Source organism: Paenibacillus taichungensis, from assembly GCF_013359905.1.
GTDB lineage: Bacteria > Bacillota > Bacilli > Paenibacillales > Paenibacillaceae > Paenibacillus > Paenibacillus taichungensis.
Genome location: NZ_JABMCC010000112.1, coordinates 502753 through 517636 on the forward strand (window position 1 = coordinate 502753; position 14884 = coordinate 517636).

The 14884-nt window shown below is 46.5% G+C and carries 13 protein-coding genes; all 13 read right to left on the reverse strand.

Annotated features, from left to right (window positions below):
• Window positions 1–49 precede the first annotated feature (49 nt).
• Window positions 50–1552, reverse strand: coding sequence for an AAA family ATPase (locus HP548_RS18340; protein ID WP_099858383.1), 1503 nt, complete (start codon window positions 1550–1552; stop codon window positions 50–52).
• Window positions 1545–2072 carry a hypothetical protein gene (locus tag HP548_RS18345; protein ID WP_175382463.1) on the reverse strand — a complete coding sequence of 176 codons (528 nt, stop codon included), beginning with the start codon at window positions 2070–2072 and terminating at the stop codon, window positions 1545–1547. Before HP548_RS18345 ends, HP548_RS18340 begins: the two co-directional genes overlap by 8 nt.
• A 303-nt stretch (window positions 2073–2375) precedes the next feature.
• The gene (locus HP548_RS18350; RefSeq protein ID WP_076288963.1) at window positions 2376–2906 is read right to left on the reverse strand and encodes a cell wall elongation regulator TseB-like domain-containing protein; all 531 of its coding nucleotides are present in this window, start codon (window positions 2904–2906) and stop codon (window positions 2376–2378) included.
• Between the two features lie 41 nt (window positions 2907–2947).
• Window positions 2948–4252, reverse strand: a complete 1305-nt coding sequence (locus tag HP548_RS18355; protein ID WP_175382464.1) for an amidohydrolase — start codon at window positions 4250–4252, stop codon at window positions 2948–2950.
• Window positions 4239–4892, reverse strand: a complete 654-nt coding sequence (locus HP548_RS18360; RefSeq protein ID WP_053780717.1) for a redox-sensing transcriptional repressor Rex — start codon at window positions 4890–4892, stop codon at window positions 4239–4241. The genes HP548_RS18355 and HP548_RS18360 overlap by 14 nt, the downstream gene beginning before the upstream one ends.
• A 251-nt stretch (window positions 4893–5143) precedes the next feature.
• Window positions 5144–8005 (reverse strand): ATP-dependent DNA helicase DinG, encoded by a 2862-nt coding sequence (gene dinG, locus HP548_RS18365; RefSeq protein ID WP_076288961.1) that lies wholly within the window; start codon window positions 8003–8005, stop codon window positions 5144–5146.
• 141 nt (window positions 8006–8146) lie between these two features.
• Window positions 8147–8770 carry a tetratricopeptide repeat protein gene (locus tag HP548_RS18370; protein WP_246318108.1) on the reverse strand — a complete coding sequence of 208 codons (624 nt, stop codon included), beginning with the start codon at window positions 8768–8770 and terminating at the stop codon, window positions 8147–8149.
• A 117-nt stretch (window positions 8771–8887) separates the two neighbouring features.
• Window positions 8888–9271, reverse strand: a complete 384-nt coding sequence (panD, locus tag HP548_RS18375) for an aspartate 1-decarboxylase (protein ID WP_024630626.1) — start codon at window positions 9269–9271, stop codon at window positions 8888–8890.
• Window positions 9264–10160: a pantoate--beta-alanine ligase gene (gene panC, locus HP548_RS18380; protein WP_175382466.1), complete on the reverse strand. Its 897-nt coding sequence runs from the start codon at window positions 10158–10160 to the stop codon at window positions 9264–9266. The genes panD and panC overlap by 8 nt, the downstream gene beginning before the upstream one ends.
• Window positions 10157–11032, reverse strand: a complete 876-nt coding sequence (gene panB, locus HP548_RS18385) for a 3-methyl-2-oxobutanoate hydroxymethyltransferase (RefSeq protein ID WP_175382467.1) — start codon at window positions 11030–11032, stop codon at window positions 10157–10159. Before panB ends, panC begins: the two co-directional genes overlap by 4 nt.
• A 331-nt stretch (window positions 11033–11363) precedes the next feature.
• Window positions 11364–12341 (reverse strand): biotin--[acetyl-CoA-carboxylase] ligase, encoded by a 978-nt coding sequence (locus HP548_RS18390; protein ID WP_175382468.1) that lies wholly within the window; start codon window positions 12339–12341, stop codon window positions 11364–11366.
• The gene (locus tag HP548_RS18395; protein ID WP_343054878.1) at window positions 12328–13626 is read right to left on the reverse strand and encodes a CCA tRNA nucleotidyltransferase; all 1299 of its coding nucleotides are present in this window, start codon (window positions 13624–13626) and stop codon (window positions 12328–12330) included. Before HP548_RS18395 ends, HP548_RS18390 begins: the two co-directional genes overlap by 14 nt.
• Before the next feature lie 81 nt (window positions 13627–13707).
• A complete protein-coding gene (gene bshA / locus HP548_RS18400) occupies window positions 13708–14868 on the reverse strand; it encodes an N-acetyl-alpha-D-glucosaminyl L-malate synthase BshA (RefSeq protein ID WP_076288956.1) in 1161 nt (386 codons plus the stop codon).
• Between the last annotated feature and the right edge of the window lie 16 nt (window positions 14869–14884).

Here is a 14884-nt window from a genome sequence, read left to right on the forward strand (position 1 = left end):
ATATCTTAGCACGACTGAAATGTAAAAAAAAATAACCGACATAAATAAATTATGCCGGTAGAAGGGCGCTGTCACGAAATTGACAACGAAATTGATCGCCAGACAATACTTCTTCCCTGAGCAACGTGTCGAGAGAATTGTCGAAAATTGTCCGCTGTTCTTCAAGCAATTGTTTAGTCTGTTCCATCAGGTCTTGCAGGATCAATTTGTTCTCCCGCATTAGCTCTTCCGTTGTGACCATATCCATGTTAACAATACCCAACGTTGTGAGCCCGGAAGCCATCATCGTCTGTACCACATTCGTTGCTTGTTCAAAGTCATTGCGTGATCCAGTACTGCGTCCACCATAATACATTTCCTCCGCTGCTGCACCTCCGAGGGCAATCATGATTTGCTCTTCAAGGAAGCGCTTCGTGTACAAAAATTGCTCTTGTTGCGGGTTATGACGTACATATCCCAGGGCCTGTCCACGAGGGCTTAGTGCAACCTGACTCACACTGCCAGGACGAACCAGTTCAGCCATGATGGCATGTCCCAATTCATGAATAGCCACTCTTTTCTTCTCTTCTACGCTGGATTCGCGGTCTGTCTTCTCACCCATCATTACTTTATCAATCGCAAGGGACAGATGACGCTGTTCAATGTTGGGCAGCCCGTCCCTCATAGCGTAAATTGCAGCTTCATTCATCACGCTTTCCAGCTGTGCTCCAGAGAAACCATAGGATTCTTCTGCTGTCTTCTCAAGACTTACCCCTTCCAAAAGAGGTTTATTGACTGCATGCAGCTCCAGTATGTGTTTTCTGCCTTTCTTATCTGGCAAGTCTACCTGTATATGACGGTCAAAGCGTCCTGGACGTGTCAACGCGCTGTCCAGCATCTCTTTTCGGTTCGTAGCGGCGATCACAAGGATGCGCGGTGTGTCGGAAGAGTATATGCCATCCATCTCCGTCAACAGCTGATTCAGCGTCTGATCATATTCACGCTGTTGTCCGCCTTCCCGTTTTCCACCGATCACATCAATTTCATCGATAAATATAATGGCATTTTCCTTATTTTCTTTAGCAGCACGTGTTCTTGCATCACGGAATAAATCCCGTATTCTGCCTGCACCTACACCAACATACATCTCAACAAACTCACTGCCTGAAGCAGCAACAAAAACAGAATCGGTATAATGAGCAGCAGCTTTGGCCATCAAGGTTTTACCTGTTCCTGGAGGGCCAGTAAGCAGGATACCTTTCAAAGGACGAATACCAAACTTCTGAATTTCTTCATGTCGAATGAGAAAATCAAGCGCTTCCCGCAATTCCTGCTTGGCACTCTCTTGACCCCCGATTTCTTCAAAAGTCAGCTTGGAAGGTCCTTTTTTCTTGCGTTTACGTTCCTGACCTGCGCCCACCGTAATTCCGCCACGCATTTGCATCATAAGCAGCAGAGCACCCACAAGCATTGCAGCGATCAGAATGGGAATCATGTTTACACCGATAAAAGCGAGAAAGATAATTAATACGGGTACAAATCCAATGGCAATTTCTTTCGTCCATTTAGGCATTAGGCCACACTCCTATCTGACCGGGCACACGCGGCAGAATGATAAACTTACTGGCATCTCCATCTCTGAGACTGACATATACATTATTGTCATCCATGGCTGTATTTACCTTGATCCCATTTGTAGCCATTTTAGACAAGGTCGGTGTAATCTCGGTGTATTGCTTGTTTTCCATCGCTTGAGCTACGGTAAACATCGCGCTTCCCCACCAGCTCTCCAGCGCCTCGTTGGAATGATCCACGACATCCAACTTCAACGAACGAGCGCCAATCAAGGTCTGTCCTTCTTTGTGAATATATTGTACCAACCTGCCCAGATCAACATCCGGCTGCAGATCGAGTTTCAACTGTACATCATTGCGGTTAATAGTTAATTGAACATCATTGACTCCATCGTACTGGGTAACCATCTTTTCAATTGGGCTTTGCACAGCCACATGACGATACACAAACCAACCTCCAAACAACACAACGGCTGAAATGACGGCAGTCAGAGCAATAGGCAATACTTTTATTTTCAAGTGAGTTACCCCTCCTAAATTTTGGCCCATCCTATAACTTGTAGGCAAGAATATAAATATGTGTACGTAATGTCCTGTGATGTGCCTAACAGGATTTATTTGTGTATGATGTATCCTTGAATACATATTTGAGTATATCACATCGTATATACAATATCTAAGGCGAAAATATGAATAAATTATTAATTTTAACTATTCAAATCCAAAATGATCAACAAAGTACGCCAAAGAACCGGATCAGTCGGGTTTCCGTCTGCCGGTTCTTTAATGTTTTCTCTTCAGACGTTAGTAAGTCTGCTAATTCTAGCTGTTCGGTATCGTATAGACCAGGTCCACCTGTTCCCCGTTGCTGAAGCGGTAAAACCGATAATAGTTGTGCGTATCATCGTTGTAATACACTTGCCATACATAGATTCCATTCACAACGCCTGGCATGATTCGTTTGATCTCCCCGCCCGGAACTTCAGAGCTGAACCGATTTCGAATCTGAGCCTCATTCATGCCGTTCTTTAACAGTTCCCCGTGTACCGCATTGGTTCCCGTCACCGGTTTGTTATTCTCATCAAACTTCACCCACACCATGACATCCTGGTTATCCTTATTTTTGCCAATCAGGGTCCAGTATATGTTGTCTCCGCCGTCTTTCTGTCCCCAAACATACTTACGCAGCTCTTCGTGGGACGTAATCCCCAGCTGTTCCTGGGCCGCCTGTATGGCCAACGCCTCTTCCTTGCGCTGATCCTGGGTAACATAGACATAATAACGCTGAAGTCCAAACAGAATCAGAACCAGGAGCAGCAGCGAAATCCATATCCACTTCTTTTTTTTCTTCAAAAGCCGAACTTCCTTTCCCTATGACGATGCTGTCCTTGTAATTATCGGGCAAGCAAACTGTCAAATGCCAGCTGAGACTCACGCAGAATGCGCTCTTCATCCATCGTAAGACATTCGCCATGTTTAACCACTTGTTTACCATCCACCCACACATGCTCCACATCTTTGGCCGATGCCGAGTAGACTGTATGGGAAATCAGATCCGTATGCGGATAGAAATGGGCTTGTTCGATGTTCAACGCGATGAAGTCAGCCTTCATGCCAACTTGCAGAGCGCCTGTATTATTCAGGAATATGGATTTGGCACCATATGAAGTTCCAAGCAGAAGCGCTTCCCCTGCCGGCACTGCAGTAGGGTCACCAGATACACCTTTATGAATCAACGCAGCCAATCTCATCTCTTCAAACATATCCAGGTTATTGTTACTTGCTGGTCCATCTGTTCCCAGGGACACAGTCACGCCTGCTTTCAACAGATCAGGTACTCGTGCAACACCCGAAGCCAATTTCAGGTTACTACCTGGATTGTGGGAAACTGCTACATCATGCTTTGCGAGAATCTCGATCTCTTCATCATTCAGATGTACCGCATGGGCAACCAGAGATGGACGGGAGAAAAATCCTAGTTTCTCCAGATGTGCAACCGGACGAAGTCCGTAATCAGCCACGTTCTGCTCCACTTCACGAAGCGTTTCAGACATATGCGTATGCAAAGGCAGATTCAGGTCATGAGCAACCTGTACCAGCTTCTCTATGTAATCCGGAGGGCAAGTGTAAGGGGCGTGTGGAGAGATTACAGTTGTAATTCTTCCGTCTGCTTGTCCATTCCATTGACGGGCAAATGCTGCGGACTCTTCGAGCTTGCGCAGTTGTTCTTCTTCTGAGCAAAGTCCGATTACCCCACGTGCCAGAGCAGCCCGAACGCCGGATTGCTCCACCACTTTCGCCACCTGATCCATATGATCATACATATCCAGGAAAGCTGTTGTTCCGCCTTTCAACATTTCAAGAACAGATAGTGATGTGCCCCAATATACGTCTTCAGACGTCATTTTGGCTTCCATTGGCCACATTTTCTCCTGCAACCATACTTGTAACGCCAGATCGTCTCCATGGCCTCTCAGAAGCGACATGGCCGCGTGACCATGCGTATTGATCAGACCCGGCAAGAAGAACAGTCCTTTTCCGTCCACCTTTGTCAGACTTTCGTCTCCTTCCGGCAATGTCTCACCAATATGCACAATCTTGTCATTCTCAACAACCATAAAACCTTGAACCACTTTCCAATTCGTACCCTCACACACGGCAAATTTGCCGTTGTGAATTACCCATCTATTTGTCGTCATCTTCCTCGTCGTCCTTTCCATTCTCCAAGTAATAAGCCAGACTAAGCAAATCCGTCGTAAAATCGGCATGATGAATACGAATATGCGGCGGAGTCTTCAGAATCGTTGGTGCAAAATTCAGAATCGCTTCAATTCCTGACTCAATCAGTTGATCTGCAACATTTTGGGCTTCCGTATCGGGAACCGTGATAATACCTATACGAATGTTGTCTTTTTTGACCGAATCCGTTAATTCATTCATTGGTTGAACCGTCAAACTATTGATTTGACTCCCAATCTTCGGACCGTAGGCATCAAATACAGCGACGATCTTCATGTTGTCTTTGAGATAGGCATTGTAATTAGACAAGGCATGTCCCAAATTACCTGCTCCGACAAGAGCTACATTGATCTGCTGGTCTATTTTTAAAATATGGCGGATTTTCTCAATGAGATATGAAACGTCATACCCAATCCCTTTACGACCAAAGTCACCGAAGTAAGCCAGGTCTTTACGAATCTGGGCAGGATTCAAATCCAGCCTCAGTCCCAGTTCTTGTGAAGAGACCGTATTGACTTCGCGCTGATGCAGTTCATTCAAATAACGCAAGTAAACAGGCAATCTACGCACCACGGCTTCCGAAATTTTATCTGATTTCATTCATTGCTCCCCCTTACAAAGGCCACGATAGATAGATGAAAAAGCTGAGCACCCTGTCTAAAACGAGCAAAAAGATTACTGAGTTAAACAGGATGCTCGTTGTTATATAATGGATAATTGCTTTTATTGCTTTTATTGCTTTTATTCCTTTAATTGCTTTACTCGCATATCCACGAAACAAAAATCATATTACTTAATTTTACCGCCAACCACTGGCGTCTTGCAATAATGGAAGCTACAGAGCGTATCTGTTATTGTTGCTCTTCGGTCGGTCTCTCGAGCCATTCCGAAATACGAGGAACCATCTGCTCGGTGAGCATGTGCTCCATTTTAGGACCAGGTAATGAATATAAAAAGTACTTGCCATAATACGCTTCAATAACGCGTGTATCGTATACAATTACAATGCCTCTGTCTTTGCCTGTACGAACCAGTCTGCCAAATCCCTGTTTGAAACGGATGACGGCTTGTGGCACGGACAGCTTCATAAACGGGTTTTTCTTCTGCTGCTGCAAAAGCTCGCTCTTCGCTTCGACTAATGGATGATTCGGTGGCTGGAACGGCAGTCTGACAATCGCGAGACAAGTCAGAGCCTCTCCTGGAATGTCCACCCCTTCCCAGAAGCTACTTGTGCCAAGAAGCACCGTTGCTTTCGCATCTTGGAAGCGGCGTGTAAGCTTGGAACGGCTGCCACTGTCCACCCCTTGCCCAAGCAAAGAGATATCATTGCCTGACAAGGCCTCCTTAAGTGGGTCATAGACCTGGCGCAGCATGCGATAGGAGGTGAACAACACCATCATACGTCCACGAGTGGCAATAGCCGTTTCCGCGAGGGAGTGCACGAGCATATCCACAAAGTGGGCATCGCCTACACTGCCCTTCACGCTTGGGAAATCACGCGGAATGACGAGCAGCGCCTGTTCTCGATAATTGAACGGTGACGGCAACATGGACGTTAACAAACGGTTATTCTCGGCAGCTTCCTGCAAACCCAGCTGTTCGATCATGAATTGAAATGACTTGTCAACGGAGAGCGTAGCCGATGTAAGCACAACGCTTTTCTTTTTATCAAAGAACATATCCTTCAATTGTGCACTGACATCGACAGGAACAGCATAGAGCTGAAGTGATTTACTGCGGAACTGGCCGCTGGCCTCCATCCAGTACACGGTGTTGGCATCATCCATCCGCATGAAGAAACGCAGATTATCCTTAATCGTTGCCAAGTCCTTGAGCAGACCTGAGATATCCGTAATCAGACTATCGGACTGATAATCATCCTGATCTTCTTTCACTTCAAGCAGCAGCTTGTCGCCTTTACGAATCAAATCACCTAGAGTGACATAGATTTGGTTTTCAGCATCCTGCAATTCCTGCCATTTAGCTGGTTTTTGTGAAGGCTTCAGTCTAAGAGAGAATTGTCCTGTCTCGCCTGGAGAAGCATCGCTGCGTTCAGGCAGCAGGCCAAACAATGTATCACTTAGTCGATCCCACATCTCTTTGACTTCGACCGCAAGCGGGAACATCTGATCAATCATGGAGCCCCACTGTACCGAATTTTCGTGACCCGATAATTGAGAACGAAGCATCGGCAGTTGGCCATTACGGCTATCTTTAAACAGTCGGGTCAGAGTATGAACCAACGTGAAATATTTCATATGAAGACCCAGATGCTTACCTGCTACGTCCTCCAAATGATGTGCTTCATCGATGACGAGACTTTCGTAGGCCGGCAGTAGCTGATGTGCTGCTTTGACATCCGTAAATAATTTCGAGTGATTGGTAATGACGATATCAGACAGCCCGGCTTCATGTTTGGCCCGGTGATAGAAACATTTTCGGAACCAAGGACAGGAACGTCCAAGACAAGACTCAGACTCACTCTGTACTGTCTCCCAGAAGTCTCCTCCGCGCCCGCTTAGATTAAGCTCCTCGTCGTCTCCAGTCTCCGTCTGAGTAAGCCAGACAATCATCTGAGCCGCTGTAAAATAATCCTCTTTCGGTGTAGCGAATTCACGTTTATTGATTTTGTGCTCAAACTTACGCAGACACAGATAGTGCCCACGTCCTTTGAACACTGCTGCCTTGAACGGGAACGGAACTACCTGGGTCAGCATAGGAATATCCCGCTCTCTCAATTGCTCCTGCAGGTTGATGGTATGTGTGCTGACCATGACTTTCTGTTCCTGTTTCACACTTTCATAGATGGCAGGCAGCAAATACCCAAGTGATTTACCTGTACCTGTTCCAGCTTCAATCAAGAGATGTTTCTCTTCATCCAAAGCTTGTCGTACACTGCTGAACATCTGAGTTTGCGCCTCACGCTCCTCATAATGGTCCAGCGTCTCCTTCAGGTTATCTCTAACCTGATCCATGAACTGCTCAAAACTTACGCCTTCCAGCGGATTACCTTCTCGCTCATCGCGTGGTGAGCCTATATCGGTCCAGTCACTCACGTTCAGGGCGAGCTGGCGGTAATACGTATGACCATCCAGATCCTGAATCGGCTCTGCTTCCTTCTCAGTACGCATTCCATCAAAGAACCAACCCAAGTCACTGTCTTCCGGCGCAAACAGGTCACTGAGGCGCTGAATCGTGATCAGAGGCAGTGCACGCAGCTCATCGAGGCACTTCAGTAATACAAAAGCTGTTGCGAGAGCATCACTGTCTGCCTGATGAGGGCGGTCATGCTGAAATCCGAATTCCGAAGACACATAACCGAGTTGATAAGACCCCAGTGACGGAAAAGTGATCTTCAGGAAATCAATCGTATCCAGAATCCGTCCGGTAAATGGCAGATAACCGCATCGATCGAGTGCATTTTGAAGAAAATGAAAATCAAAAGCAACGTTGTGTCCAACAAGAACAACATCGTCAAGCAGCGGAACCATCTCCATCATCATCTCTTCCAATGAGGGAGCATTCGCCACATCTTCATCAGTAATACCGGTTAACCCCGTAATAAACGGAGGAATCGGTACACCTGGGTTCACATAAGAACTATATATTTGAGTTATGCTGTAGTCATGATCTATGATGGCAAGTCCGGCCTGTATTATCTCACCGTCGGACTGCGTGCCGGTTGTTTCGAAATCCAATACGGCAAATTTCATTGCAATGTACGGTCCCTTCCATTCCAGTCTATGTTACAGCATAGCAAAAAAAAGGGCATTTGAAAATTAACTGACAAAAAAGCGGTGTCCCCGCCGCTATGCCAGAGGAGGGAACACCGTCTTTATGCCGCCGAATTGGCCTTAATTTAAGGCAGTCAGCTGATTTGCATATTGCAGTTTTCCGCTGTTTAATCGACATGCTTCCATGTTATACAGCGGTTCGGTCAACGATGGGTCATACTGAAGCGCCTGCGCAAATAATGAACATGCGCCTTCAGGATTCGCGAGCTTGGCCTCGATACAGCCCAGGACGTTACATACCAGCCCCTTCAATCTCGGCGAACCGTTCAGATGCATGATCCGCTGCAAGTGTATTCCGGCTTCCTCGGTTTGTTCCAGGTTGAGATAAGCAAGAGCCAGGTAAAAACGAGTCAATGCACTTTCCGGATAGTCGGTCACAACCCTAGAAAATTGCATAATCGCCTGCGGGTACATTTGCAGTTTGAAATATCCCTGACCGCGACTGAAACACTCCAGATGCAGTTCTGGCAGTGCGGTAACAGCTTCCTGTTCAGGTTCGAGGGAAGCAGGCTTATCCAGTCCCCTTTCCCTCACCTGGCTCATTTTTTCTTCAAACATCAGCCACTCATCAATCATCCCGTCACTCATCCGCTTCAGCAAATTCCACTTTTGCAGCAATTCCTGTTTGCTTAGGCCTTCAGCAGAAGGGTAGCGCTTGATAATTTCATCTAACATGTCGTTCATTTCTGCGAAAACATGCTGGAACATCGATGCATCCCCACCCTTGAAAAAATGGATTAGTGCAGTGACCTGTACTCATTTTTTGTAGAATGGGTCGATTTCATTCCCCTTACCAGTCGATTACATAATCGTCGCATGAACTTCGTGCTTCATCGTTTGCACAGGTTTATTCTGTCCATCCACAAATACAACGGTAGGCTTGTGATTATTTGCCTCTTCTTGAGACATCATTGCATATGAAATGATTATGACGGTATCCCCAGGCTGTACCAAACGAGCTGCTGCTCCGTTCAAGCAGATCACTCCACTTCCACGTGGACCTGGAATGACATAGGTTTCCAGACGTGCACCATTGTTATTATTCACAATTTGCACTTTCTCATTTTCCATTAGATCGGAAGTTTCCATTAGATCTTCATCTATGGTAATGCTACCCACATAGTTCAGGTTTGCTTCCGTAACGGTTGCCCGGTGAATTTTGGATTTCATTAGTGTTCTAAACATGGGACAGTACCTCCGATTTTTGCAGCCTTATATTGTCAATCAATCTTGTTTTGCCGAATTTTACTGCAAGTGCGATCAACAGATCGTCACGACCATGAACTTTTTCCTGATCTGCAAGTGGCTCCAGACTTGGAAAAGCCTGAATTTCAGCATAATCAATCACAGCCATTGGAGAACGTTCAATGTTCTGACGCAATATACTGCGGATATCCGCTGCTGTCATCGCCGTCCCTGCATCTACAGCTTCCTGTGCCTCTCGTAGTGCCTTGGACAGTACAAGAGCTTCCTGACGCTGTTCTGAGCTGAGGTACACGTTGCGCGAACTAAGCGCCAAGCCATCACTCTCACGAACGATAGGACAAGGCACAATCTCAACTGCCATGTTCAAATCGTTAACCATCTGCTGGATCACTGCTACCTGCTGTGCGTCCTTCATGCCAAAAAATGCACGCTGTGGTTGTACAATGTTAAAAAGCTTCGACACGACTGTAGTCACTCCGTCAAAATGCCCTGGACGTGATGCACCGCATAAGCGATCCGTTAGACGAGAAACCGATACAGTCGTTTGTGTAGGCTGTGGATACATCTCTTCAACAGAGGGAATAAATACGATATCTACCCCTTTTGCTCGTGCAGTTTCCACATCTCTGGCTTCGTCCCTTGGGTAACTGTCAAAGTCTTCATTCGGACCAAATTGAATTGGATTTACAAATATGCTCAAAACCACGATATCACTCTGTCCTTTAGCCGCTTGCATCAAACTTGCATGGCCTTCATGAAGAAATCCCATCGTAGGCACGAGTCCTACAACGGACTCTCTGGACTGAATCGACTGACGTTTCAAGCTCAGTTCTTGTCTTAATTCTGCGATTGTCCGTATCACTTTCATGCGTTCGTCTCCACCTTTTCTTTACGATGTCCGTATAGTTGATCCAGAACGCCGTCAGCGGCGGTAAATACATGCTCTTCTGCCGGGAATGAGCGATCCTTGACTTCTTTCACATAGGACTCAATGCTATTGCGAATCAATGTACCTACGTCTCCATACGATTTAACAAAGCGTTTTGGCGTGTATGGGGAAGCATATTGAACCACATCATGGAATACCAGTACCTGACCATCACACCCTCTACCTGCGCCAATACCAATTGTGGGAATAGAAAGTTCTTCCGAGATCGCTCTTGCCACTTCTTCCGTAACCAGTTCGAGTACAATGCCGAAGGCTCCCGCTGCTTCAAGCGCCTTGGCTTCGTTCATCAGCCGTTTGGCATCAGCAGCATCCTTGCCCTGAATACGATAACCGCCAATTTGATTCACGGATTGTGGGGTAAGCCCGATATGTCCAAGTACAGGTACACCGGCTTGCACAACCGCTTTTACCGTATCTGCAATTTCGAGACCGCCCTCCATCTTGACCGCATGTGCATGACCTTCCTGCATCAGGCGACGGACCCCTTTGAGCGTCTCGTCCAAGCTGCCATGATACGTCATGAAGGGCATATCAGCCACGATAAACGTATTTCCCGCTCCACGTACTACAGAGCGTGTATGGTACACCATATCGTCGATCGTAACAGGCAAGGTCGAGTTAAAACCCAATACCACGTTTCCCAGTGAATCACCAACCAGAATGAGATCGATACCCGCTTCCTCGGCCAATTGGGCTGTCGGATAATCGTAAGCTGTAATCATGCTAAGCGGCACGCCGTCCTGCTTATATTTTTTCATTTTCACAATATTCAATGCTTGTTTGTTTGCCATTTTCGTCATGGCTCCTCTCATCTTTTCAATTTAAACGCAACAAAAAAACCTTTTAGTTTCCACTAAAAAGTCCCGAAAAGTCAAAAAAGAGTCACTTGCGATCGTCCCTTCTGTCTCGGTCCTCTTCGGCTCAGAGCAGAATCCAACAACTCACTTTACTACTATTCCTGCCTTGTCACTGCAACATTTTAAAAGCAGAACAAAGCATACTATTGCCGGAGTGCAATTCGGTCTGCATTAGCCGATATCGCCTCACGAACACAGTATACCAAAGTTCTGCCCAAAGTTCACGTCTTATGTTCATTTTAACGGTGTAAATTCGACAAATTGTTTAATTTATCAATGAAACTTCACCGGAGTATACCGATTCACGCTCACCGTTTTTCTTCTCCAAAATCAATGCACCAGAAGGATCAAGCCCTATGGCTGTACCTTCGATGATACCCTGCGGATTAGCCACCTTAATTTCACGGTTCATGGATACGGACAAAGCTTCCCAGAGCGAAGAGATCACGCCGAACCCTTCTTTTTGATACAAATAATACAAACGCTCCAATTCCGAGAGAATGGCCGCTGCAAGTTTGGTTCGGTCTATCGTTTGTCCGGTCTCCATCTTAAGTGAAGTAGCAATTGATATCAGATCCTCGGGATAATCCTTGGGATCGAAGTTCACATCTACGCCTATGCCTGCGATACAGTACCGTAATTCGTGATCTTCAACGGTTGATTCAAGCAGAATCCCGCATACCTTGCGACCATCAATTAAAAGATCATTAGGCCATTTGATACCGGCATCAGCGCCTGTATACGATCTAATCGCACGACACACCGCCACACCCGTTAATAATGTAAGCTGTGGTGTTTTTTGCAGTGCAAGCTCCGGACGCATTAGAACACTCATCCAGATGCCTCTTCCCGGTGGTGAGAACCATTTACGTCCAAAGCGGCCTCGTCCACCCGTCTGTTTTTCTGCCAGCACCACTGTCCCTTCGCCCTGCCCCTGTTCAGCCATGTGCTGAACATCACCTTGGGTGGACAATGTGGAATTCAGAATGATTGCCTTCCGACCAAACACCGTCGTTTCCAGTGCCAGTTGAAGCGCTGTGGCATCGATACTGTCCGGTTTCGTGACCAAGCGATACCCTTTGCGAGATACGGCTTCAAACTCATAACCCATGTCACGCAGTTTGTTTACGTGCTTCCACACGGCCGTTCGGCTAATGGAAAGGTTGCGACTGATCTCTTCACCAGACACAAACTCTCCTTCTGCATTTAGTAACATATGTAACAGTTCCTCATGCTTTGTCATCTGCAGCCACCCGCTTTACTTCGTTGGTCAGCATGTCATGCTGATTCGCTATATTTCCGATCGCAGTCTCTCTTAAGAGATGTTTCATCAGTTGTCCAAGCCATGGTCCACCCTTACGTCCAAGCAGCTGTAGAATGTTCTCACCTGTAATTTGCAAATCTTTCAGTTCGTGCACCTTCATGGATTGGCTCCATGCAGCGCCTTGGGATTGTATTACCACGATCTGTTCTTCGTGTAGGACCTCTTGATCTCGCCAACCTAATGGAAGCAGTGGTTGAATAATGAGCCAGTCCTCTACTGCCTGACGTCCGCAAGACAGCACAGTTATGATCCATTCTGATCGCAGTGTCTCTTCATCCTTTTGCTCCTGTATGACTTTCTGGATCAACTCTTCGACCTGCAGAACTCCATTAATGCGGGAACGATCTTCATTAGAAAACGTCCATTTTCGAAGCAAAGCATCTGCTTCATCCTTGGTATAATGGCCTGCAATCAGTATCATGGACCAGCGCAACAAAACGTTCTGTTCCATTAATTGTTCCATATTAGACATGAGGGCTTTATTGAATCGTTCCCTGTGGATTGGTGCCTTCACATGCTCCAGTGCCTGACTGCGAAACAGCAATTCCAGACCGCGCAGCGGATGGGGGCCTGCCATCATTTTCACCATTTCGGTACGTACTCTCTCCATGGCGATATGTTGGAGCAGATCCTTTTGATGAACAAGCCCTTTCCAGGTGTTGTAGGCAATTTTGAAATCAAATACCGAAGCAAAACGAACACAGCGAAGCATGCGCAGCGCATCTTCACCAAACCGTTCTGTCGCCGATCCTACACATCTGACCCGTCCATCCTGGATATCCGATTGTCCGCCGAAAGGATCAACGATATTTCCGTCTTGATCCATAGCGAGAGCATTCATGGTGAAGTCACGCCGCTGCAAATCTTCTTTGACATCCTGCACAAATTGAACGGCAGCGGGTCTTCGATTATCCTTATATTCAGATTCAGTGCGGAACGTTGTAACTTCAAAGTAAAAACCTCCTGAACGTACAGTAACCGTTCCATGCTGGAGGCCCGTAGGAATGCAATCCGCAAACAGTTCCATGACTTGCTCAGGAGAAGCGGACGTGGTGATATCCATATCATCCACGCTACGTTCCAGCAGTTCATCACGCACACAACCACCGACCCAATAAGCTTCGTATCCTTTTTCATTTAATGTTCGCAGCACCTGTTCACTTTGTCTTGCCATTTCATGATCTACCTGTGTCCATTGAACCACTTACTCTCACCCCATAACTACGTGTTGCTTGGTGTGGCTTACACAGATATATTTCCAAGATGGAACAATCCTATCTGACAATCAGCCACAAACCGGCTTCAGATTCGGAACTTCACGTCCCAGCACCCGGTAGTATATTTGTTCATATTCATGCCGAATAGCATCGTTGCAGAAATCATGGTGTGCCCGTTTCAGGCACGCTTCTCTAAAGTCCGCTGTCAAACGGTCGTCTGTCAACAAACGAATCGTGTTCTCCGCCATCGATTGCGTGTCACCGATTGGAGACAAAAATCCGGTCTTGCCGTGCAATACCAATTCAGGGATCCCCCCTGCTATTGAACCAATGGTAGGTACACCACAAGCCATGGCTTCGAGTGCCACCAGACCAAAGCTTTCCTTCTCCGACGGCAGCATAAGCACATCAGCCATTGAAATGACTTGAGCAATATCATCCTGCTTGCCTAGGAAATGGACCTTGTCATTCAGTCCAAGCTCATTAATCTTCCATTGAATCTTCGGCAAATCCGGTCCTTCTCCAACAAATAACAGTTTGGCTGGTACTTGCTCCTGTACTTGACGGAACACTTCTACCACATCCTGTGTTCTCTTCACTGGACGGAAGTTGGAAATATGCATCAGTATTTTTTCGTGAGGTGCTGCGAAGTCTCTACGCAGACTTGCTGCATCACGTGGATAATAAATTCTTTTATCAATAAAGTTATAGGTCAGATCGATTGGACGCCTAATATCCAGCAAATCAACCGTTTCACGAATTAAATCCTGGGATACGGCCGTAACCGCATCACTCTCGTTGATGGCAAGTCGAATCAGATCCTTCAGCGACTCATCCTGCGCCAGTACGGTAATATCTGTTCCGTGTAACGTTGTGACCACCTTTAAATCCTCACCAACCATTTGTTTTGCCAAGAAGGCACACACCGCATGGGGCACTGCATAATGTACATGCAGCAGATCCAGCTGCTGTGCTTTGGCTACTTGCGCCATTTTCGTGGCCAATGACAGGTCATACGGTGGATAACGGAAGACGTAATAATCGTTGACCTCAACTTCATGATAAAAAATATTTTTCTGAAATTTACCCAGTCTAAACGGGATACTATTGGCAATAAAGTGAACCTGGTGACCCTGTTCGGCAAGCAATTTGCCCAGCTCCGTTGCGACAACGCCAGACCCTCCGAGGGACGGATAACAGGTAATACCAATTTTTAGCTTTTGATCCATCCGGTGGACGCTCCTT